Source organism: Reichenbachiella sp. 5M10 (genome assembly GCF_002742335.1).
Lineage (GTDB): Bacteria > Bacteroidota > Bacteroidia > Cytophagales > Cyclobacteriaceae > Reichenbachiella.
The window spans coordinates 4,368,268-4,389,341 of record NZ_MDGR01000007.1 but is presented as its reverse complement, the minus strand read 5'-3'; the positions used below and the strand labels follow the sequence as shown (position 1 = coordinate 4,389,341).

The window sequence follows — 21,074 nt, the reverse complement described above, 5'->3', positions numbered from 1 at the left end:
GAACCACCGAGGTAATAGATCTACTGACCTTTCTCAAAATAGTTGAATCCTTCTATATAAAAAACAGCTTTTTCATTACTCAAATTCTTAAGCTCAGGATTATTAAATCCAGCAAAATGAATTCTGTTTGTTACTGCGGCAGTATAATCATTTATCGAGTCACCAATTAAAAGTACTCGAGATAACTCATCATTATAACTGCTTAAAATTTGAGCTACTAATTCATTCTTCACTGTAGGACTGCCATTTATAGACTTAAAATGACTTGTTAGACCCAGAGCATTACAAAGATTACTTAATTCCTCATGATCAGAACCTGACGCTACATGCATTTCAATATTAACACTATTATTCCTAATAAAGGACACAGAATCTCCTATCAGGAGATTAGGGTTGGTTAGTTTCTTAGTAACAAAATTTGAAAACTTTTTTGCATATTCTAAAACCTCATTTTCAGAAATATCTTTAAATAATATGTCATTAAAAAAATACTGAATCTTGTTGTATCTAGAAAGACCACCATTCTCTTGGTGGTATGAAATTAACTTTTCTACTTGATCAACATCAAACGCTCTAAAAATAAACCTAAAACCTTCAATACGGATGTCGTTGGAATCCAGAATAACACCATCAAAATCCCATATAATAAGATTATAACAATTAATATTAAGCACCTCTTCCTATTTTTTCTAAAACTTTGTTTACATCTTCAGGTGTATCTACTGCTATTGAATCACCAAGTAGTTCGATCATTTGCACTGAATCTCCCATTTCAACAAATCGCAAAATTTCAATATCTTCGATTCCTTCCAAGAAGCTTTTATCATTTGCCCTAGCGAACTTCTCTAATATCCCTTTAGGAAATGCGTATATACAAATTTGTTTATACGCACTATTAAATTCATTCTTCTTATTTCCAGGTATTGGTGATCGAGACATATACATAAGGTTTCCATTTGCCGTAAAAACGACTTTGGGAATTGAAAGAGAGCGATATTCATCTTCTTTCTTAATTTCCGCATAACCATTTAAAATCATTCCTGGATACTTACTCAGGTTAGATATTATCTTTCGTATATCATCAGGACTAATTATAGGTTCATCGCCCTGAACATTAATATAGTAATCAGCGTCTACCTGCTTGGCCGCTTCAGCTACACGATCAGTGCCTGTTAAACAGTCTTCAGCAGTCATTAATACGTTAATGTCTCGCTGTTTACAATGTTCTTGAATTTTCTGACTGTCAGTTGCTACATATACATCCGAAGCGTCTAGAACCTCCGTACACCTTTCATAGGTTCGTTGAATCATTGACTTACCACATAAATCTATCAATGGCTTTTCTGGCAATCGAGTAGATTTTAGTCTAGCTGGAATAATAATTACTAATCTCATAAAGAATAAATGCTATTTTGTTCCAACTCTTCATAATGAGTTCTAGTCAAACTAATTAAACTTAGATTCATTTCTTTGGCCTTTTTGAACTGATACTCGTTTTCAATAAAGAGATCTTTTTCTCTTTTTGAAAGAGAAGTTGCATCATACCCATCATAACCAGCTAAATATACATACTTTGATTTCATTTCAACGCATGTCTGAAGAGCCAATGCCGTGTGTGAATTATCAAATAGATCTGTGAAATCAATTCCCTTCAGTTCATACGCATTATGGGCAAGGGCACTTGGAATATATGTACCCATAGCTCTTGGGAAAGGGGGTAAAATGCATAACCCATTTATATTTCCTGATTCATCAAAAACTTCTTCCAATCTATGCCCTTCATTTCCTACCAAACAAAACACTTGCTTATTAGAAATTTCCTTGAAAACATGAGAATTCTTCGAACTAGCATGAATCACTGTCACACCTGGATTCTCTTTTAAAAATTTAAGAATCACACTAATATGAGAAATGACTGTGCTCCCCCCACCAATAATCAAAACTTTATCCGCTTTCATTATTGAAAAATCATAATTTTTGAGTCGCACATTATCCTCTATGCCTTTTGATTTATTCGAAAGAGCCCTGATAATACTGTTCAATGAGAAATACCTTTTAGTCATCCAATCCATTACATCTTTTTGAGGCAATGAATTTGCCCCAGAAACCATATAGGGAAGATTAGTGCCCCACTCATGCTCTTTTTGCAAATTCCCAAAAGCATCGACACTTTTTGAAAGTGCGTTAAACTCTACTTCTAATTTTTCTGTTGAATTAAGCGTAGTTAACAAGAGTTCTGTTTTTAAATTACCTGCCCCTCTACCCATACCTAAAATAGTAGAATCGACTATGTCAACGCCTAGTTTTAAAGCCTCCAGAGTATTGATTAACGCAAGTTCAAGGTTATTATGACCATGAAAACCGATCTTCATATTAAGACGTTCTTTAATAGAATGATACACCTCTTTTAAATCATTTGGAAATACACCTCCAAAAGAATCAACCATATAGAAATAATCTACAATTCCATTGGTCTCTTTTATATCTGAAAGGAAGCTCTTGGCTCCTTTCCATTCCGACATGTACATTACATTAAATGCAACATCAAATCCCATATTCTTAATCGCTACTGCTAATTTAATAGCTCTAATAACATTCTGAGGATCAACAGCAATTCGAACCAAGTCTACAATGCCTTTGCATGGTAATAACAAATCATCAACATGATCAGGAGTTGTACTCTTCTCATTAAGAATGATTACAATTTTCTTTGAAAGTTTCTCCTTGATCGCGAAAAGAGTTTCCTCTGGCAAATAAAAATATTGGCCAAGATAACCTTCCATTTTTTTTGATCTATACCCAATCTCTATGTAATCAATGGGTAAAGAATTCATAGAGTTTAGATAAGTATTAACTACCTTTCTGTCAAAATCCCAATCCGTGTAGTATCCACCATCTCGTAGCGTACAATCAAGTATCTCAAAATTTCTCATAATTATACAATTCTTATATTTCTTAATGAAATTATCGTTATCGATAAAACTATGCCTGCCACCATAGCTAAACAAAGGACTATTATTCTATTTGGCTTACTCTTGTCCTCTGGAACCCTTACAGGCTCCAAAACAGTAAATACGGGAGTATCCTCTTTCAGTTTTATCTTCGCTTGCTCTACCTGAGAAGCAAGCCCCTTATAAACTTCAAAAGCAACATTGTACTCATTCTCAATCCTTCTGAGCTGAATTTGAGCCGTTGCTGAAGATACATTCATGTTTCTATCCATAGCTCTAGCCAAACGAACTTGGACTGCTTCGAACTCCGCTTTGGCCTCCTCGAAGGTTTCAATCACGAAGGAAAGATTCTCCTTTGCTTTGTCTGTTTTATATTTAATGACGGCTTTGGTTACCTCTCTTTCTATTTTTTTTGTGATTTGAGCTGCTGCATAAGCGTCAGGCATTTCTACCTTAATAGATATCAAACCTGTCTCATCATCTATACTCAAAGCTATTCGTTCCTTGAACTTCTCAACAATCTTCCATTGATCCTTCGTTAGGCGATAAAATTCTTGTTGCTCACCACTAGGGTTAACCCTTTCATCTCCAACAATCGATTTCTTGATCAGCCCAGGAAGACCTATACTATACTTCATCACATAGCCAAGCATGGAAGGCTTAGCTATATTCTCAAAGTAATCAAATGAAGTAGTTCTTAGGTCTAAACTTTCAAAATAGATCGTATCATTCATCACATCGAGAATGAAAGGCAAACTGTTGACTATCTCAGGGTATAGCTGAGGGGATAAAACTCCGCCCCCTCCAGACATGCTACTAATATCAATTCCGGCCAACCCAGCCAGTCCACCCAATCCTCCCAGGCTAGGAGTAGCCCCTTCAGTTGCCTCTGGCATAAGCTTCGTACTGGCTTCATATTCCACTGGACTAGTAAATGCGACAACTAATCCAAAAACAATAAATATACCCGTCACTTTACCAATAAACTTACGTCCAGCCCAAATCGTCTTTGCCAATTCTACCAAATCGATCTCATCCTCCTGAACCATCTTCTTTTCTTCAGTCATCTAATTAATGATTTGAGTGACAACCAAAGCCAAAGTAGCTACACTAGAAGCCAAAGCCACCCATGCTTGAGCCGACATAGGTTGCTTCTCTGGTTTGTGTGGTATGACTATTTCTGCTCCAGGCTCGATCTTCGGATAATTTTTGAACCACAAGAAGCTACTCGTCTGATCGGCAGACCCATTGGCATAAATAACGTAAGCTTTGGACTTCTTCGCCTCTTGGTCAAAACCACCCGCTGCTGCTACATAGCTTTTCAAACTTTCCCTGTCTTGATACCTCACGTTGGAAGGGTACAAAACACTTCCTCGTACCCGTACAGTTTGCATTTGTCGAGGAATACTAATAATGTCTCCTTTCCTCATGATCAAATCATAAGGTGACCCAGGGTTTTTCAATATTTTATCCAACTCAATACCAATGGCTTCTTCCTGCTTGAATACTGCCGACTCGTTGGAAAAGATCGTGTCCCTTTTGAATATCTCTGTCAAATCTTGTTTTCGAATCCTCACTGCGTCATTTGCATAGCCCACATCCTCCTCGTCTCTCTTGTAGTATTCGGATTGACGAATCAAAGTTGCTCCCTCTACATAAGCAAACTTTGTAACACCTCCAGCCCGTTCCAAGATCGAAGAAATTCTTTCGTCCTTTTGATCCAACACATACATCCCCGGAAAATGTGCTTCTCCTTCAATTTCAACAGTCTCTTGCTCGGAATAAAAGGGGCTCTTGCGTATGACCACCAAATCAAAGGGCTCCAATTTAAACCGAGAAGCCTTTTCTGAAATACCCAAATTCTCACTAATCGGAAAATTGAATATCTCGGCTGAACTATTGATGTCATCAGTACTGTCTGGATTGATACGCCTAGCCACCTCAACAAAAGATTTTGCAGCAGACTCTTTGAAGCCCCCTGCCAAATAGATCAAGTCCTCTACGGTCATCCCAGACACATAGGCAAACTCACCAGGTCGTTGTACCTCTCCTTCAATATTCAAGTCATAGCGCTCTCTAAGCTCATAAATGGACTGAAATTTAACAATATCATTACTCCGGAGTACAATACTCTCCTCCCCATTCAATACTTTCACTGGGCTAAAGGAAATATTTGACAGTGAAAAATCTTCATTTTGACGAATGATGACTCCTCTGTCCATAAATGTATCTCCTCGTAAGCCGTCAGCAGATTTAATCAACTGCAAAAGAGTCATGCCTTCCTTGAGTTGAAACTCTCCGGGGTTCATAACCGGACCTTCTATGGTCACACGTTCCACGAATTCATTCTTAATTTTACCTACTTCAAATTCATCGCCATTCTTGATCGCAAATGAACTGGCTTCTCCAATTTCAATAGACCGCACCGTCTTGAAGTTATTCTCGACTCTTCGGAGGTTCACTATTCCTTGGTATGCATTGTTGGTAAATCCGCCCGAGTAAAGCATCAAGTCCTCAAAAGTCTCTCCATCTATCATTTCATAGATTGCGGGGTTCTTCACTTCACCATCGAATCTCACCCTATTGACATAAGGACGCACAATGATCACATCTTGATCTTGAAGCGTGATATTCTCCCCAGTGCCTCGAATCATAAAGGCGTAAGCATCCATGGTTGATACCAACTCTCGCGATCGATATATTTCTATTTTTCGCAATGAACCATCGACACTAGGTCCACCAGCACTATACAGCGCGTTGAAAGCAGTACCAAAAGAAGAAAGGGAAAATGTCCCAGGTTTTTTGACTGCTCCAATTACATGAACATTGATGGATCTCGTTTGACCTAGGCTCACATCCGCATTTGAACTACGGCCTATAGTACTGTATATTTTTTTGAGTCGTGAAATCACCTTTGATTTAGCCGCATCAGCAGTCAGACCTGATACATAAATAGGCCCCAAATTTGGAATACGAATTGCTCCTTCTGGTGATACCACCAACTGGTAGGTTTGCTCAGAAGCGCCCCAAATGTCAATGATCATCTCATCGCCAGGCCCTATCACATAGTTGGCTGGAGTAGGCATATTGAGACCCGTTTCGAAAGTCAAACTGCTGTTCTCAAAAAACTGATGCCCAAATATTTTAAGCCCATCAATATAAGCAGATGAATCTACCAAAATATCTTCAAATGGATCAAAAGCAAAATCCTCTTGGTTCGATTGCTCCTTCGTCTGTTGCTCCTCCTCAGGTGACTTCCTCAATCTACCCGTCCCATTTGTCGAAGAATTCGAAGATGACCCACTTTTCACTTTGGCGATCCTTGACCTGAGCTTTTGAATTTGCAATTCACTCATGCCTCGAGATTTTGCCAGCAATATCAATTGATCCTCAGAGTAGCCACTCGACTCAACTTTATCAATAAACTTTTGGATCTGCTCGTCAGACAAGTCGTCTACATTGATGCTACTAATGTTTTGAATACTTGGCGTTTGCTGCGCAACAACGTGTAATTGACAACATAGTACCAAAAACAACAAAAGCACGCCACGAAAAAGGTGTCTCATAGTAACCTGAAATTTTGCGCAAGATAAAAAATTAAACGGAAGGGGCTTTTGATTCTGCTTTAATATTTGGCAATACACCCCACGCCATACTGCATTTAGCTCTTTGCCTTACATGAAACCAAAAAATGGGGATTCAACAAATCTTCTTTATTATAAAGCACTGACTGTGAGGTTGATTTAATGGTCACTATACCTCCTGCCTCTTCGACAATGGCCTGTGCTGCGGCGGTATCCCACTCCATGGTCGGAGCGAATCGTGGATATAGGTCGGCTGCTCCTTCTGCCACAGCCAGTAACTTGAGAGAGCTCCCCATACTGACTATCTCTGGATGGTCTAGTCCATCCATAAAGACCTGTGTCTCGTCCGAAAGATGCGAACGCGAAGCAACTACTTTCAAGCCTGTGTCCTGCAAGTTGATTCTATTTACTTGCAGTTCAGTTGTTTCATTGTTTAGTTCTTTAAAGGCCCCTTTACCTTGAATTGCATAATACAATTCGTCCTTTACAGGTACTTGTACTACGCCAAGAATAGATTGCCCTTGATGAATCAACGCAATGTTGACCGTGAACTCTCCATTGCGTTTGATAAATTCCTTGGTCCCATCCAATGGATCGATCATCCAGAAGTAATCCCAACCCCTTCGTTCGCTGTATGGAATGGCTCTGCCTTCCTCGCTTAAGATGGGCAATCCAGTCTTCTCCAGATGTGCTACGATGGCAAGGTGAGAGGCTTTGTCTGCTTTCGTCAAAGGAGAGTCATCAGACTTAGCTTCTACGGAAAAGTCCCCTGTTTCGTATATTTTCAAAATCTCTGCAGCTGCATCTCTGGCAGCTATCTTCGCTACTGCTAAAAGTTGGTTCAAATCCATATTTGGCTATTCGCTTTTGGCCGTTAGCTATTAGCAAGGCCAAAAGCCAATTGCAAATAGCCTGCAGCTATTTACACAATCATTCCGGCAGCCACGGTCTCATTCGTACCTTCGTCTACTAGAATTAAACTTCCCGTAATTCTGTTTTTAGAATAAGAATCAGCCAACAAAGGCTTTGTGGTTCTCAACTGCATTTTACAAATGTCATTTGCACCGACTTCTTTGTCCTCCTCATTTCTATGGAGTGTACTGATATCCAATTTGTAAGTGATGTCCTTGATCATCGCTTTCACCTCTGAAGTCGTATGTCTCAGGATATACTTTGCACGAGGTTTCGGCCCTTTGCCATTGAGCCAGCAAACCATCACTTCGATGTCTTGTATTGCCTCTGGCTTGTTGTTGGTACGAACGATCATGTCGCCACGTCCAATATCGATCTCGTCTTCCAACTGTATCGTTACTGACATAGGTGCAAATGCTTCATCAATTGCTCCATCATAAGTATCGATGGATTTGATCTTGGAACTAAAACCAGAAGGCATCACTGTGACTTCATCCCCAGCTTTGAACACACCACTAGCGATACGTCCAGCATAGCCTCTATAGTCGTGGTATTTGTCGGTTTTTGGTCGGATGACATTCTGCACCGGAAAGCGACAATCGATGTGGTTGTGATCACTACCAATGTGAATGTTCTCTAAGGTGTATAGCAATGTAGAGCCCTCATACCAAGACATCTCCTCACTTCGGTTCACTACATTGTCGCCGTTGAGCGCAGAGATCGGAATAAAACGAACGTCTTTCACCTCAAGTTTCGATGCGAATGCTTCGTAATCCTCTTTGATTTTTTCGAATACTTCTTCACTGTAGTCGACCAAATCCATTTTGTTGACACACACGATGACGTGCGGTATTTTCAACAAAGAAGCAATGATAGAATGCCTTCTGGTTTGCTCGATTACTCCTTTTCGGGCATCCACCAACAACAGTGCACAGTTGGCAGTAGAGGCTCCTGTCACCATATTCCGAGTGTACTGGATATGACCAGGGGTATCAGCAATGATAAATTTTCTTTTCGGTGTAGCGAAATATCTATAGGCCACATCGATGGTGATGCCTTGCTCTCTCTCGTCTTTCAACCCATCTGTCAGTAGGGCCAAATCTGTATGATCGAGACCTTTTCGCTCACTTGATTTGGCTACTTGCTCCAGCTGATCGGCAAATATCGATTTTGAATCATATAGCAATCTACCGATCAGGGTACTCTTTCCGTCATCGACACTACCTGCCGTAGTGAATCGGAGAAGTTCCATGTTGAGGTAACCTTTGTTATCGTGCTTTTCCATGTTCAGTTGCTTTTGGCTATTAGCAGTTAGCTATTAGCTAAGATTATGGTTTAACTTATTTCTTAAGGAGTTCATCTTTTTTGCTAGAACAGATAATTTACCATCTAACATTTCAAACTCTTTTTCTTCTAAAATTTTAATTCTCTTGGCCAAAAATACTTGTGACCGTACTTCAAACAATGAGCCCATGGCAATTTCTAAAAACCTGTTAAACTCTTTGTCAGACGACCGGCTTGCACCTTCGGCTATATTTGAAGATATAGAAACCGAAGCTCTCCTAATCTGAGAAACCAAGCCAAATTTCTCCTCATCTGGAAAAACTTTGGAAGAAGCGTAAATCAACTCTGCAATTTCAATCGCTAACTCCCAAATTTCGTATTTTGTAAAGTCTCTCATTGCCAACAGCCAATGGCTGGACGTTAAAAATACCCCTGCTTCTTTCTGTCCTCCATGGAGGTTTCTGAGCGTTTGTCATCCTCTCTGTTACCTCTTTCGGTTTGTCTGGCAGAAGCTACCTCGTCTACGATTTTCTCCAATGTATCGGCATCTGATTCATCTCCTCCGGTGATGGTAATATCTCCCAAGGTTCTGAATCGAATTTTCTTAGTAACTACTTCCTCGTCATCCGCTATCGTGATAAAGTCAGATACCGGCAACCACGTGTTGCTTCTGCGGATCACTTGTCGCTCGTGCGCGAAGTAAAGCGATGGCAAGGCGATGTTTTCCGACAAAATGTACTGCCATACATCCATTTCTGTCCAGTTGCTCAATGGGAAAACTCGGAAGTTTTCTCCTTGATGGCATCTGCCGTTGAAGATGTTCCATAGCTCTGGTCTCTGGTTTTTAGGGTCCCACTGACCAAATTCGTCTCGGTGGGAGAAGAATCGCTCTTTCGCTCGAGCCTTTTCTTCATCCCTACGTGCACCGCCAATACAAGCATCAAACTGATGCTCTTCGATCGTATCGAGTAGCGTGACCGTTTGAATGGCATTTCTGCTGGCATTTTTACCCTTTTCTTCTGTAGCAGCACCGTCATCGATGGACTTTTGTACCGATCCTACAATCAGCTTCACACCAAGTTCCTCAACATACTGGTTTCTAAATTCCATCGTTTCTGGGAAGTTGTGCCCAGTGTCCACATGTACAAATGGGAAAGGAATTTTGGCAGGGAAGAATGCCTTGCGTGCCAAGTGAGCGACACAGATCGAGTCTTTCCCTCCTGAAAACAGGATCGCTGGATTTTCAAACTGTGCGAAAACTTCTCTTAATATATAAATCGCTTCCGCTTCAAGCTCTTTGATATGCGTAAGATTGTAGTTACTCATGTATGTTGATTTTTTCTTTTACAATTTTATAAATAGCCTCTACGCCTTCAGCAATAGATACTTTGTGTGATTCCACTACAATATCAGCGTTGGTCGGCTTTTCGAAGGGAGAATCTATACCCGTGAAGTTCTTGATTTCTCCTCTTCTCGCTTTGGCATATAGTCCTTTGACATCTCGTTTTTCACACTCCTCCAACGGGCAATCGACAAATATCTCCAAGTAATTGTCTGAACCCACCAGTTGTTTGACTTTTTCGCGCTCTTCGGCGAAAGGAGTAATAAAGGCCGTCAAAACAACGGTACCAGCATCGACAAACAATTTAGATACTTCAGCGATTCTACGGATATTTTCCTTTCGACTTTCGTCCGAAAAATCCAAATCCTTGTTGAGGCCACTGCGAATGTTGTCTCCGTCTAGAATGTAGGTATTTCGACCATCGGCAAATAGCTTTTCTTCCAGAGCACTCGCCAACGTAGATTTTCCAGATCCAGACATCCCTACAAACCAGATCAAAAACGGCTTATACCCTAATTTTTTGATGCGGTCTGCTGGGGTGATCGAATGACTATGTGGAATGATATTTTCTGTCATGATGTCCCTTTGTTTTTCTCCCTATTGTCCAAGCCCAGGTTGATTCGATACCATGCTTCTTCATGACCATAATAAAAGAGCATTTTCAAGAAAAACTCGATACCAGCAATCGTGATTCCCTTTTCGACCGGATTGGGCTGATCGCGAAACAATATTACCACCAAGACCAATGTAGTCAAAGAGGCAATGATCCGCCATGAGAATGCCTTGATCACATGTCTCAATTTAGAATTAATTTCAATTTTGAGGTTGAACCAAAACCGCTCGTGCAGGTAATACATCAGCATTTTGACGGTTACATCAAAAAACGCAAGTAAACTAAACGTTGGCAATGCATCTTCCTTCTCATCTTGAATATAGCCCGCCACCAACAAGGTAGTCCCCGTGGCTATTATCCTCCATGTTATACTTTTGGCAATATGCCTGACCCTACTGTCCATTTCGTATGAAATTTTTTGAATTAAATTGAATTTTAAGAATTGCGCATGAATAGGTTATCTACAACAGAGCGTGGTAGATTCATGGTACTTATAAATGCAATTGTTCTTCAAAATATTTGGTGTTTGCAGGGTTAAATGCGGCGCAAATCTAGCAACAATAATTATATTCTTAAAATCTATTCCCTTCCTACAGAAATCCGGCGACCAATCCTCGAGGTAAAACCCCCTTCACATCATAAATAAGGCTGCTTTCAGACTGGCTTTTCCAATCAATTTCGTCAAACTCTTTATGAGCGACGGCCAATATCTGAGCACTATATGTTGTAGAGATATCCGAAACCAATGCTATCCCATATTCTTCTTTCACTTCGCTCGCATCTGCCAACGGGTCAAAGACATCCACCTGGATGTTGTACTCCTGTAACTCTTCGATGATATCAATGACTCTGGTATTGCGTACATCTGGACAGTTTTCTTTGAAGGTAATGCCATATACCAGCACACGAGCATCCACCAACTCCACACGATTCTTTGTCATCAGCTTGATGACCTCCTGTGCGACGAACTTGCCCATGTTGCTATTGATCCGGCGACCTGCCAAGATCACTTCAGGCAAATAACCGACACTCTCTGCTTTGTGCGTCAAATAGTAAGGATCCACTCCGATACAATGCCCACCGACTAACCCTGGTTTGAATGGCAAGAAATTCCACTTGGTACCCGCGGCTTCCAATACCTCTGCTGTATCGATATCCAATCGATTGAAGATCAACGCGAGTTCGTTGACAAAGGCAATGTTGATGTCTCGCTGAGAATTTTCAATAACCTTAGCCGCTTCAGCGACCTTGATGGAAGACGCTCGATAGGTCCCTGCCGTAATAAAAGAGGCATAAAACGCATCGATACGAGCGGCAATTTCCTCCGTACTGCCACTTGTGACTTTCAAAATTTCTTTGACACCTCGCTCTTTGTCTCCTGGATTGATGCGCTCTGGAGAATACCCTAGATAAAAATCTTGGTTGAAAACCAAACCAGACTCTCTCTCCAATATCGGTTTACAAATTTCATCTGTACATCCCGGAAACACCGTGGACTCATAGACTACTATGTCTCCCTTTTTGAGATACTTTCCCACCAAAACGGAGGCTTTCTCCACCAACGAAAGGTCTGGATTGTTGTTTTCGTCTATGGGTGTAGGAACAGTCACTATATAAAAGTTGGCAGATGCCAAATCCTGTGCTTCCGCACTAAAACGTACTGAAGACGAAGACAAGCCTTGCTGACTCACCTCACCTGTTCGGTCATGACCTGCCACCAATTCATCGATACGCTTTTGATTGATGTCAAAACCAATCACCTCGTACTGCTCTGCTGCTGCGACTGCTAGCGGCAAGCCAACATAGCCTAAACCAATGACTCCAACTTTTATATCCATCTTATTTCACTTTATTCTTAAAATACTCCAAAGTAGGCTTCAAACCTTCACTTCTTGAAAATTGCGGTGACCAACCCAAAAGCTCCTTTGCTTTGGTGATGTTCGGTTGACGCTGCTTCGGGTCATCTGTTGGCAATGGCTTATAGACAATCTTAGACTTGCTACCCGTCAATTTCAAAATTTCTTCCGCAAATTGATTGATCGTGATTTCATCTGGATTGCCTATATTGACAGGATCAGCACAATCACTCAATAGCAATCGGTAAATCCCCTCGACCAGGTCATCTACATAACAAAAAGATCTCGTCTGTGAACCGTCACCAAATGCGGTTAAATCTTCTCCTCTCAAAGCTTGCCCAATGAAAGCTGGCAACACACGACCATCGTCCAATCGCATTCTTGGGCCATAGGTATTGAATATCCTGACGATTCGCGTCTCCACACCATGGAACGTATGATACCCCATCGTCATGGCCTCTTGAAAACGCTTCGCCTCATCGTATACTCCTCTTGGCCCGACAGGGTTTACATTACCCCAATAATCTTCCGTCTGTGGGTGAACCAAAGGGTCTCCATATACCTCTGAAGTAGATGCAATAAGCATTCTTGCTCCTTTAGCCTTAGCTAACCCTAACAAATTATGCGTACCCAAAGAACCTACTTTCAAAGTCTGAATAGGCATCTTCAAATAATCGATCGGACTAGCTGGCGATGCAAAATGCATGATGTAGTCCAAGTCTCCAGGCACATGGACAAACTTAGACACGTCGTGATTGTAAAACTCGAAATCCTCTCTGTGAAACAAATGTTGAATATTGTCCAAAGAACCTGTAATCAGATTGTCCATAGCAATCACGTGACAGCCTTCCTTCAAAAAACGATCACACAAATGTGAACCAAGGAATCCTGCTCCTCCTGTAATAAGTACTCTTTTCTTAGCCATTGTATTGAAAATTTAATGTTCTGTTAGTTAGTGGTTCGTATAGTTTGTCCTTTTCTGAAAGAATGATTTCGTTTTCTGGCAATAGCCACTCGATGCCTACAGCAGCGTCGTTGTACATGATCCCACTCTCATGCTCTGGTGAATAGTAGTCATCGATCGCATAAAAAATTTCTGCTGTCTCAGATAACACCAAAAAACCGTGTGCAAACCCTTTGGGCACGAACAACTGATTCTTTTTCTCTTGACTAATCACCTCCGAGTAATATTGGCCATAGGTAGGAGAACCTTCTCTCAAATCTACAATCACGTCTTGAATCTCTCCCTGAGTCACGCCGACTAGTTTGGTTTGACTAGCTGGCATCTCTTGAAAATGCATGCCACGCAACACTCCCTTAGTAGACCGAGATGAATTGAACTGAACAGGCACAAACCCGATCCCCGTTTCTTGTTCAAAGCGTTTGGCATTGAACCATTCGAAAAAATACCCTCGATTGTCTTGAAACAGCTTGGGCTGTACCGAAAAAGCCCCTTTCAAATGTAATGACTTGATTTCCATACTATGCGCCAATTAAATTCATCAAATACTCTCCATACCCACTCTTGACCAAGGGTCGAGCCAAGGCCTCCAACTCCTTAGCATCAATAAAATTCATTTTGTACGCAACTTCTTCGATACATCCGATCTTCAAGCCTTGCCTTTCTTCGATGACTTGGACAAAAGACCCCGCTTGCATCAATGAAGCAAAAGTACCTGTGTCCAACCACGCCGTTCCTCTATCCAAAATCTCAACGTTAAGCCGCCCTTGCTGTAGATACTCACTATTGACAGACGTGATTTCAAGTTCTCCTCGTGCACTAGGCTTGATCGATTCGCTAATATTGACCACATCATTGTCATAAAAATAGAGCCCAGGTACCGCAAAATTTGACTTTGGTTTTTCTGGCTTTTCCACAATCGACAGAGCCTTCTTTTTGTCATCAAACTCGACCACTCCATAACGCTCCGGGTCATTGACATGATAGGCAAACACCAAGCCCCCTTCGATATTGCTTGCACTTTGTAGTTTTTTGGACAGCCCAGAAGCATAGAAAATATTATCCCCCAAGACCAAGGCTACTTTCTCTTTTCCGATGAATTCCTTTCCAATCAAAAAAGCTTGGGCCAGCCCTTCTGGCCTTTCTTGCACGGCATAATGAAATTCACACCCTAGGCTTTTGCCATCTCCGAGCAAGCCTTGAAACAATGGCAAATCTCTCGGGGTGGAAATAATCAAAATCTCTCGAATCCCCGCCAACATCAAAGTAGACAAAGGGTAATAGATCATGGGTTTATCATACACAGGAAGCATCTGCTTACTGATCGCCATCGTCAATGGGTGCAATCGCGTACCAGATCCTCCTGCGAGAATAATTCCTTTCATAGTTAAGTTAGGTTATAGGTTTTAGGCATTGTAATAGTCTTTGTACCAATCAACGAATGCTCCGATTCCCTCTTCGATCGTCGTACTAGGTTTGTACCCGACGTCTTTCATGAGCGCATCTACATTAGCATAGGTTTGTGGCACATCTCCAGGCTGCAATGGCATCAAGTTCATTTTAGCCTTGATGCCCAATTTGGCCTCTATCGCTCGGATAAAGTCCATCAATTCTACAGGGTCATTGTTTCCAATGTTGTATAAACGATATGGGGCATAACTTGACGAAGGGTCTGGGTTTTTGCCGTCCCAATCCCTATTTATTTCAACTGGGCTTTTCAGTAACCTACTGATTCCTTCTACGATATCGCCCACATACGTGAAATCTCGAAGCATCTTACCCTCATTGAAAACATTGATTTCTTCTCCAGCAAGTATCGCTTTAGTGAACAAAAACAAAGCCATATCTGGCCGACCCCAAGGACCATACACTGTAAAAAACCTTAGTCCCGTGACAGGCAAGTCAAACAACGAAGCATAAGAGTGTGCAATCAATTCATTGGATTTTTTGGTCGCAGCATAAAGAGACATGGGGTGATCCACATTGTCACTTACCGAAAAAGGCATGTTTTCATTCGCTCCATACACTGAGCTCGAAGAGGCAAACAAAAACTGCTTCACATTATTATTCTTACTTATTTCAATGATATTGGCAAAGCCGACCAAGTTGGCGTTGACATAAGCTGCTGGATTCTCAATCGAATATCGAACCCCTGCTTGAGCAGCTAAATTAACGACATATTCCACTGTGTTTTCAGTAAAAACTTGCTCCAAACCAGTTTTGTCTTCCAGGCCTGTTTCATAAAAGGAAAACTGATCGTACGTTTCTAATTGAGTCAATCTTGCTCTTTTCAGATTGACATCATAGTAATCATTCAGATTGTCTACACCGATGACTTTGTAACCATCATCAAGCAATCGTTTCGAAAGGTGGTAGCCGATAAATCCGGCACTGCCAGTTACGAGTATAGTTTCCATTTATTTCCTTATACTAAATAAACACAATGCTAAGGGGATTGACCCGCAATCCAAAGCTTTAAATTATCAAAGTGAAAAGTTATAGCAAATCTTGCTCTAAATTTGCCCCCTGTTATGCTCAAAGAGATCAAGGCACTGCTGTGGAAAGATATCGTACTCGAATGGAGGCACAAATATGCCCTCAACGGCATACTGCTGTATACTTTTTCTACGATCTTTATCTGTTACCTATCTTTCGAGGTGCTACATGCTCGGGTCGATCAGTTCAGCTGGAATGCGCTCTACTGGATCATCATCCTGTTCACCTCCATCAGCACGGTCGCCAAAAGCTTCATCCAAGAAAAGGAAGGTCGGCAGCTCTACTACTTCAACCTAGTCCGCCCACAAAGCATCATCCTCTCCAAGATCCTCTACAACTCTGGCTTGCTCATCCTACTCTCCATCTTGGCCTTCGGTGTGTTTAGCCTCGTGCTCGGTAATCGTGTGCAAGACCCCGGTTTCTTTCTCCTTATTATTCTAGCAGGCACGGTTGGGTTCGCCACGACACTCTCGCTGATGTCTGGAATCGCCTCCAAGGCAGACAACAACGGCATGCTCATGGCCATTCTTTCCTTCCCAGTCATCATACCTATCCTATTGATGATCATCAAGCTTTCGCGAAATGCAATAGATGGGATTGCACGCTCCGAAAGTCTCGATGAGTTACTAACTTTGCTCGCAATTGATATGATCGTAGGGACGCTGGCCTATCTGCTGTTTCCCTACCTATGGAGAAGCTAATATGTTTTCAATTAAAAAATCTTGGTGGAAAATCTTGGGTGTGCTGCTCACCGCCTATGCACTCTTGGGCGGGTTACTGATGGAGGTTCCCCGTCTCGCCATCCTCAACGAGACCATCCGAAACCTGTACTACCACGTCACCATGTGGTTTGGGATGATCATCCTGCTGACAGGATCCCTAGTCTATTCGCTCCGATACCTATCGAGCAAAAATGAGTACTTCGACATCCGGGCCGAAGCGTATGCCAAAGCAGGTTGTCTATTCGGCGTGCTCGGTATCGTGACTGGCATGGTCTGGGCTCGATACACCTGGGGAGAGTTCTGGAGTGGAGACCCAAAGCAAAACGCTTCTGCGATCGCACTGCTGATCTACTTTGCCTATTTCATCCTCCGCAGTTCTTTCGAAGATCCCCAACAACGCAGCAGAATCTCTGCGGTCTACAACATCTTCGCGTACTTCGCGATGATCCCGCTGCTGTTCATTCTACCACGCCTGACCGATTCCATGCATCCAGGCAACGGTGGAAACCCTGGTTTCAACTATTTTGACCTAGACGGAAAACTAAGAATGATATTTTACCCAGCCATCGTCGGCTGGACACTCATGGGCGTATGGTTTGCCTCGATCAAGATTCGTATCCAAGACATTCGCCTCACACAAGACCTTTGATGATCACATGAAAAAATTACTTTTTGTACTCCTCCTCACGCTGAGCCTACAGGCGACAGCCCAAGATAAAAAATACCAAGTCACCGAAGACGACTACACCAATCAACGGGTGGAAATGGCGGATATCATGCGACAAAGCGGTAAGATTTACGTAGTAGTTGCGGTGGTAATGACCATCTTTGCAGGCATGGTGATTTACCTCGTCCGCCTGGACAAAAAAGTCACCAAACTCGAAGACGAATTGACAGAAGCAAAGCAGGATTGATATGAAGAAGTCTCATATTTTTGGAATCGTAGTGATCGCAGCAGCCATCATGGTGATCATCTCTACCGCTGGAGACGCCAGTACTTATGTCGGATTTGACGATGCACGTGCCATGGCAGAGGATGGTGACAGCAAGAAAATCCACGTGGTAGGTCAGCTCAAAAAAGATGCGCACGGTGAGATCGTCGGCATCCAAGATTCTCCCAACAAACTGGCCTTCTCTTTTGTCCTCGTGGACAACAACAACGAAGAACAACGCGTGTATTTCAATGAACCCATGCCAGCGGACTTTCTACGATCTGAGCAAGTAGTTGTCGTGGGCAACTTCCAAAACGACCATTTTCTCGCATCTAAAATATTGATGAAGTGCCCTTCCAAATACCAGGAAGAAACCATCGAAGTGAACGACGTTTAATTTTCCCCTATGCATTATTTCATTGGCTCTCTGGGTCACTTTTTGATCATCGCTGCATTCGTCAGTGCTTTGGTGTCGGCCTACGGCTATTTTCGTTCTGTACAATCTACTGAGATCGCAGACAAAGACTCTTGGATGCGTTTCGCCCGGATAGCTTTTTGGGTACATGGCGGCTCGGCTCTTGGGGTCGTCGCGACGCTCTTCACCATCATCAACAGGGGTTACTTTGAGTACCACTATGCTTACAGCCACAGTTCGACTGTCCTCCCAGTCTACTACCAAATCTCCGCCTTTTGGGAAGGGCAGGAGGGGTCTTTCCTCCTTTGGATCTTCTGGAATGCCATCCTAGGGTTCGTCCTCATCCGTACCAACAAATTTTGGGAAGCCCCCGTAATGGCCATCTTCGCTATCGTACAGGGATTTTTGCTATCGATGATCCTCGGTGTGGTTCTTTTCAATCTCAAAATCGGCAGTTCTCCATTCATCCTCCTACGTGATGCGATGGATGCACCGATATTCAAAACCAGCCCGGATTTCATCCCCGAAGACGGCTCTGGACTAAACCCGCTACTCCAAAACTACTGGATGGTCATCCACCCACCGACCTTGTTCTTAGGTTTTGCGACGACTCTGATTCCCTTTGCATACTGTATCGCTGGGCTATGGTTGGGTAAATTCAAAGAATGGATCAGGCCCGCCTTGCCTTGGTCGCTATTCTCAGCAGTCGTCCTAGGCGTGGGAATCTTGATGGGCGGCTACTGGGCTTACGAAACGCTCAATTTTGGCGGCTACTGGAACTGGGACCCTGTAGAAAATGCCGTCTACGTACCTTGGCTCGTTCTCATCGCAGCGATCCACACCATGATCGCCTTCAAGAAAAGTACCACTGCACTCAAATCAGCCATCATCCTTGCGGTATCGGCTTTCTTGCTGATTGTATATTCTACATTCTTAACCCGAAGCGGCATCTTGGGTGATTCGTCTGTTCACTCCTTTACAGACTTGGGGCTCTCCGGACAATTGCTCGTTTATCTTCTGGCCTTTGTCCTTGGGACGCTCTTTTTGATCATCAGATCATGGAAAAAACTCGAAAGCGACGAACAAGAAGTCTCGACCTACTCTCGTGAGTTTTGGATATTCATGGGAGCAACTGTACTCTGTCTGATGGGATTCCAAGTGATCATTCCTACATCCATCCCTGTGTGGAACGCCCTCGTGGGGCTCGTCGGGATTGACTCCAACATGGCTCCTCCTGTAGATCAAGTGGAATATTACACGCAGTATCAGCTTTGGGGGGGCGTATTGATCGCTCTTCTATCAGGTACGGGGCAGTTTTTTTGGTGGAACAAAATGGACAAAACCAAACTCAAAGATGCACTACTGCTACCCATTGTGCTCACATTGGCCATCACTGCAGCGATCATCATCCTTTTCAAAGTCCAGAACATCACCTACATCCTCGTACTGACAGCAGGAACCTACTCCATCATCGCCAATGCCAAGATTTTATTGGATCGATGGAAAACCAATATCAATTTGTCAGGTGGAGCCATCAGTCATATCGGTATCGCCATGATGCTCTTGGGAGTATTGTTCTCCTCAGGCTACTCCAAAATCGTCTCGCTCAACCAAACAGGACTGGTATGGAGCAAAGAATTTCCAGACGAAGTGAACCAAAAGAATCTATTGCTCTTCCAAAACGAAGACCGCCAGATGGGAGAGTACTCTCTCAACTACAAAGGCACACGCAAACGCATCGAGGGATTCCCTAGCTATGTCAACATCCATGACATCAATCAAATCAACGAAACACAAGCCATCGCTGCGGTTGACTTATCTTCAGATGAAGAAGTTGTTTTCCATCAGGGGGATACTCTCACCCTGATCACACCTGAGACGAGCTACTTCGAAATCGCTTATACCAAGGGAGAAACATCATTCGACCTCTACCCAACGGTGCAGATCAATGAAAAGATGAACATGACGGTCTTTTCTCCTGACATCAAGCGCAAACTAGGGTTTGACCTTTACACGCATGTGCGAACCTTCCCAGACCCAGATCAAGAGACAGACTGGAGCGAAACAGAAATCATCACGACTCAACTCGACGAACCCTTCTTTGTCAATGATTTTGTGGCCACACTCGAAAAGGTACAACGGGTGACCGAACTGGACGGGCTGACACTAGGAGAAGGAGATGTCGCTATCAAAGCAGACATCCGAGTGAAGGGCAGTGATCGAGACTACCTCGCTGAGCCTTATTACATCATCAAAAACAACCAAGCAGGTCTGCTCTCTGATATCATCCATGACCTAGGCGTCAAGCTCACCATCACGGAAATCGACCCAAAAAGCAACAGTTTCAAAATCGGGGTAAACAAAACACAAAAAGACTGGGTGATACTCGAAGCGGTCGAAAAACCAATGATCAATATACTCTGGATAGGCACCCTCGTAATGGTGATTGGGTTCATCATCGCGATCACTCGACGCTATGGTGAGTTCGTCAAAATGAAAGCAAAAGGCTTAGAATAAACCCTTTTGCTTTCATCTCATTATATTTTTGTCATATCGATACGGAGCTCGCACCCATCCTCTGGAGTGTCTATCTCGATCGTCATGCTGCTGAAGTCAGAATCTACAACTGGTACAGTATAACAGTCTGATCCACCTCCAGGGCACAAAATTATTTTATTCTTCTCCAGTGTATACGAACCCGCCTCCACACGATTGGCATTGCCATCCAAAGCAATAGTCAGACTATAGAGATCGTTGATTCCCAAATCCAATACCACACATGAAGAGTTGTTGGTAACTTGGCAATTTACGAGTCCATCGTTTGATTCCAAATCACACCCTGAACGCTCTACCCCATCTGGCTCTGCCAACCACTTTCCCACTTGTGCTTCATTCTGAGAATCATCACCACAAGACAGTGTTGAAACAGCCAACACTCCAATTATCAATCCTTTAATTCCTTTCATTGTCTACAAATTAGTTGGTCAGAAAAGTCACAAATATAGA

General features: G+C 42.6%; 22 protein-coding genes. 5 read left to right on the top strand and 17 right to left on the bottom strand.

Annotated elements, in window-relative coordinates:
- Positions 1-20 precede the first annotated feature (20 nt).
- The 16 genes from BFP72_RS17930 to BFP72_RS17855 all read right to left on the bottom strand — a co-directional run bounded on the left by BFP72_RS17930 (position 21) and on the right by BFP72_RS17855 (position 15,920).
- Complete coding sequence (locus BFP72_RS17930; protein WP_221406536.1) at positions 21-674, bottom strand: HAD family hydrolase; 654 nt, start codon at positions 672-674, stop codon at positions 21-23.
- The gene (locus BFP72_RS17925) at positions 667-1,395 is read right to left on the bottom strand and encodes a 3-deoxy-manno-octulosonate cytidylyltransferase (RefSeq protein WP_099600450.1); all 729 of its coding nucleotides are present in this window, start codon (positions 1,393-1,395) and stop codon (positions 667-669) included. The genes BFP72_RS17930 and BFP72_RS17925 overlap by 8 nt, the downstream gene beginning before the upstream one ends.
- Positions 1,392-2,933 carry a hypothetical protein gene (locus BFP72_RS17920; protein ID WP_099600449.1) on the bottom strand — a complete coding sequence of 514 codons (1,542 nt, stop codon included), beginning with the start codon at positions 2,931-2,933 and terminating at the stop codon, positions 1,392-1,394. The genes BFP72_RS17925 and BFP72_RS17920 overlap by 4 nt, the downstream gene beginning before the upstream one ends.
- 2 nt (positions 2,934-2,935) lie before the next feature.
- Positions 2,936-4,018 (bottom strand): Wzz/FepE/Etk N-terminal domain-containing protein, encoded by a 1,083-nt coding sequence (locus BFP72_RS17915; RefSeq protein WP_099600448.1) that lies wholly within the window; start codon positions 4,016-4,018, stop codon positions 2,936-2,938.
- The gene (locus BFP72_RS17910; protein ID WP_099600447.1) at positions 4,019-6,517 is read right to left on the bottom strand and encodes an SLBB domain-containing protein; all 2,499 of its coding nucleotides are present in this window, start codon (positions 6,515-6,517) and stop codon (positions 4,019-4,021) included.
- Between the two features lie 95 nt (positions 6,518-6,612).
- Positions 6,613-7,386: a 3'(2'),5'-bisphosphate nucleotidase CysQ gene (gene cysQ, locus BFP72_RS17905; RefSeq protein ID WP_099600446.1), complete on the bottom strand. Its 774-nt coding sequence runs from the start codon at positions 7,384-7,386 to the stop codon at positions 6,613-6,615.
- A 71-nt stretch (positions 7,387-7,457) separates the two neighbouring features.
- Complete coding sequence (locus tag BFP72_RS17900) at positions 7,458-8,732, bottom strand: sulfate adenylyltransferase subunit 1 (RefSeq protein ID WP_099600445.1); 1,275 nt, start codon at positions 8,730-8,732, stop codon at positions 7,458-7,460.
- 33 nt (positions 8,733-8,765) lie between these two features.
- Positions 8,766-9,128, bottom strand: a complete 363-nt coding sequence (locus BFP72_RS17895) for a four helix bundle protein (protein WP_099600444.1) — start codon at positions 9,126-9,128, stop codon at positions 8,766-8,768.
- Positions 9,129-9,151: 23 nt separating this feature from the next.
- Positions 9,152-10,057, bottom strand: a complete 906-nt coding sequence (cysD, locus tag BFP72_RS17890) for a sulfate adenylyltransferase subunit CysD (protein WP_073121422.1) — start codon at positions 10,055-10,057, stop codon at positions 9,152-9,154.
- Positions 10,050-10,649, bottom strand: coding sequence for an adenylyl-sulfate kinase (gene cysC, locus BFP72_RS17885; RefSeq protein WP_099600443.1), 600 nt, complete (start codon positions 10,647-10,649; stop codon positions 10,050-10,052). The genes cysD and cysC overlap by 8 nt, the downstream gene beginning before the upstream one ends.
- Complete coding sequence (locus tag BFP72_RS17880) at positions 10,646-11,089, bottom strand: DUF2061 domain-containing protein (protein ID WP_099600442.1); 444 nt, start codon at positions 11,087-11,089, stop codon at positions 10,646-10,648. The genes cysC and BFP72_RS17880 overlap by 4 nt, the downstream gene beginning before the upstream one ends.
- Before the next feature lie 187 nt (positions 11,090-11,276).
- Positions 11,277-12,524 carry a nucleotide sugar dehydrogenase gene (locus tag BFP72_RS17875; RefSeq protein WP_185123736.1) on the bottom strand — a complete coding sequence of 416 codons (1,248 nt, stop codon included), beginning with the start codon at positions 12,522-12,524 and terminating at the stop codon, positions 11,277-11,279.
- 1 nt (position 12,525) lies between these two features.
- Positions 12,526-13,467 carry a UDP-glucuronic acid decarboxylase family protein gene (locus BFP72_RS17870; protein ID WP_099600441.1) on the bottom strand — a complete coding sequence of 314 codons (942 nt, stop codon included), beginning with the start codon at positions 13,465-13,467 and terminating at the stop codon, positions 12,526-12,528.
- Positions 13,460-14,023 (bottom strand): dTDP-4-dehydrorhamnose 3,5-epimerase, encoded by a 564-nt coding sequence (gene rfbC / locus BFP72_RS17865; protein ID WP_099600440.1) that lies wholly within the window; start codon positions 14,021-14,023, stop codon positions 13,460-13,462. Before rfbC ends, BFP72_RS17870 begins: the two co-directional genes overlap by 8 nt.
- A gap of 1 nt (position 14,024) precedes the next feature.
- A complete protein-coding gene (rfbA, locus tag BFP72_RS17860) occupies positions 14,025-14,888 on the bottom strand; it encodes a glucose-1-phosphate thymidylyltransferase RfbA (protein WP_099600439.1) in 864 nt (287 codons plus the stop codon).
- 21 nt (positions 14,889-14,909) lie between these two features.
- Entirely contained in the window at positions 14,910-15,920 is a 1,011-nt protein-coding gene (locus BFP72_RS17855; RefSeq protein ID WP_099600438.1) for an NAD-dependent epimerase, read from the bottom strand.
- A 114-nt stretch (positions 15,921-16,034) separates the two neighbouring features.
- On the opposite strand from BFP72_RS17855, the gene BFP72_RS17850 reads away from it, so the two are divergent.
- Genes BFP72_RS17850 through BFP72_RS17830 form a run of 5 tightly spaced genes read left to right on the top strand, consistent with a single transcriptional unit; the run spans position 16,035 to position 20,585 of the window.
- On the top strand, positions 16,035-16,700 hold the full coding sequence (locus BFP72_RS17850; RefSeq protein WP_099600437.1) for a heme exporter protein CcmB: 666 nt from the start codon (positions 16,035-16,037) through the stop codon (positions 16,698-16,700).
- A 10-nt stretch (positions 16,701-16,710) separates the two neighbouring features.
- Positions 16,711-17,370, top strand: coding sequence for a cytochrome c biogenesis protein CcsA (ccsA, locus tag BFP72_RS17845; protein ID WP_099600841.1), 660 nt, complete (start codon positions 16,711-16,713; stop codon positions 17,368-17,370).
- Positions 17,371-17,377: 7 nt separating this feature from the next.
- A complete protein-coding gene (locus BFP72_RS17840) occupies positions 17,378-17,635 on the top strand; it encodes a CcmD family protein (protein ID WP_099600436.1) in 258 nt (85 codons plus the stop codon).
- Position 17,636: 1 nt separating this feature from the next.
- A complete protein-coding gene (locus tag BFP72_RS17835; protein WP_073121439.1) occupies positions 17,637-18,050 on the top strand; it encodes a cytochrome c maturation protein CcmE in 414 nt (137 codons plus the stop codon).
- Positions 18,051-18,059: 9 nt separating this feature from the next.
- Positions 18,060-20,585 carry a heme lyase CcmF/NrfE family subunit gene (locus BFP72_RS17830; RefSeq protein ID WP_099600435.1) on the top strand — a complete coding sequence of 842 codons (2,526 nt, stop codon included), beginning with the start codon at positions 18,060-18,062 and terminating at the stop codon, positions 20,583-20,585.
- A 20-nt stretch (positions 20,586-20,605) separates the two neighbouring features.
- Here the strand turns inward: BFP72_RS17830 and BFP72_RS17825 are convergent, their stop codons facing one another.
- The gene (locus BFP72_RS17825; protein WP_099600434.1) at positions 20,606-21,034 is read right to left on the bottom strand and encodes a hypothetical protein; all 429 of its coding nucleotides are present in this window, start codon (positions 21,032-21,034) and stop codon (positions 20,606-20,608) included.
- Positions 21,035-21,074: the final 40 nt, after the last annotated feature.

Excerpts from the sequence above, each read along its gene's own strand:
- rfbA (WP_099600439.1), bottom strand. The coding sequence starts at position 14,888 with ATGAAAGGAATTATTCTCGCAGGAGGATCTGGTACGCGATTGCACCCA.
- BFP72_RS17855 (WP_099600438.1), bottom strand. The coding sequence starts at position 15,920 with ATGGAAACTATACTCGTAACTGGCAGTGCCGGATTTATCGGCTACCAC.
- BFP72_RS17925 (WP_099600450.1), bottom strand. The coding sequence starts at position 1,395 with ATGAGATTAGTAATTATTATTCCAGCTAGACTAAAATCTACTCGATTG.
- BFP72_RS17835 (WP_073121439.1), top strand. The coding sequence starts at position 17,637 with ATGAAGAAGTCTCATATTTTTGGAATCGTAGTGATCGCAGCAGCCATC.
- BFP72_RS17825 (WP_099600434.1), bottom strand. The coding sequence starts at position 21,034 with ATGAAAGGAATTAAAGGATTGATAATTGGAGTGTTGGCTGTTTCAACA.
- BFP72_RS17830 (WP_099600435.1), top strand. The coding sequence starts at position 18,060 with ATGCATTATTTCATTGGCTCTCTGGGTCACTTTTTGATCATCGCTGCA.
- cysC (WP_099600443.1), bottom strand. The coding sequence starts at position 10,649 with ATGACAGAAAATATCATTCCACATAGTCATTCGATCACCCCAGCAGAC.
- BFP72_RS17910 (WP_099600447.1), bottom strand. The coding sequence starts at position 6,517 with ATGAGACACCTTTTTCGTGGCGTGCTTTTGTTGTTTTTGGTACTATGT.
- BFP72_RS17880 (WP_099600442.1), bottom strand. The coding sequence starts at position 11,089 with ATGGACAGTAGGGTCAGGCATATTGCCAAAAGTATAACATGGAGGATA.
- cysQ (WP_099600446.1), bottom strand. The coding sequence starts at position 7,386 with ATGGATTTGAACCAACTTTTAGCAGTAGCGAAGATAGCTGCCAGAGAT.
- BFP72_RS17850 (WP_099600437.1), top strand. The coding sequence starts at position 16,035 with ATGCTCAAAGAGATCAAGGCACTGCTGTGGAAAGATATCGTACTCGAA.
- rfbC (WP_099600440.1), bottom strand. The coding sequence starts at position 14,023 with ATGGAAATCAAGTCATTACATTTGAAAGGGGCTTTTTCGGTACAGCCC.
- cysD (WP_073121422.1), bottom strand. The coding sequence starts at position 10,057 with ATGAGTAACTACAATCTTACGCATATCAAAGAGCTTGAAGCGGAAGCG.
- BFP72_RS17920 (WP_099600449.1), bottom strand. The coding sequence starts at position 2,933 with ATGAGAAATTTTGAGATACTTGATTGTACGCTACGAGATGGTGGATAC.
- BFP72_RS17870 (WP_099600441.1), bottom strand. The coding sequence starts at position 13,467 with ATGGCTAAGAAAAGAGTACTTATTACAGGAGGAGCAGGATTCCTTGGT.
- BFP72_RS17900 (WP_099600445.1), bottom strand. The coding sequence starts at position 8,732 with ATGGAAAAGCACGATAACAAAGGTTACCTCAACATGGAACTTCTCCGA.
- BFP72_RS17915 (WP_099600448.1), bottom strand. The coding sequence starts at position 4,018 with ATGACTGAAGAAAAGAAGATGGTTCAGGAGGATGAGATCGATTTGGTA.
- BFP72_RS17840 (WP_099600436.1), top strand. The coding sequence starts at position 17,378 with ATGAAAAAATTACTTTTTGTACTCCTCCTCACGCTGAGCCTACAGGCG.
- BFP72_RS17895 (WP_099600444.1), bottom strand. The coding sequence starts at position 9,128 with ATGAGAGACTTTACAAAATACGAAATTTGGGAGTTAGCGATTGAAATT.
- BFP72_RS17875 (WP_185123736.1), bottom strand. The coding sequence starts at position 12,524 with ATGGATATAAAAGTTGGAGTCATTGGTTTAGGCTATGTTGGCTTGCCG.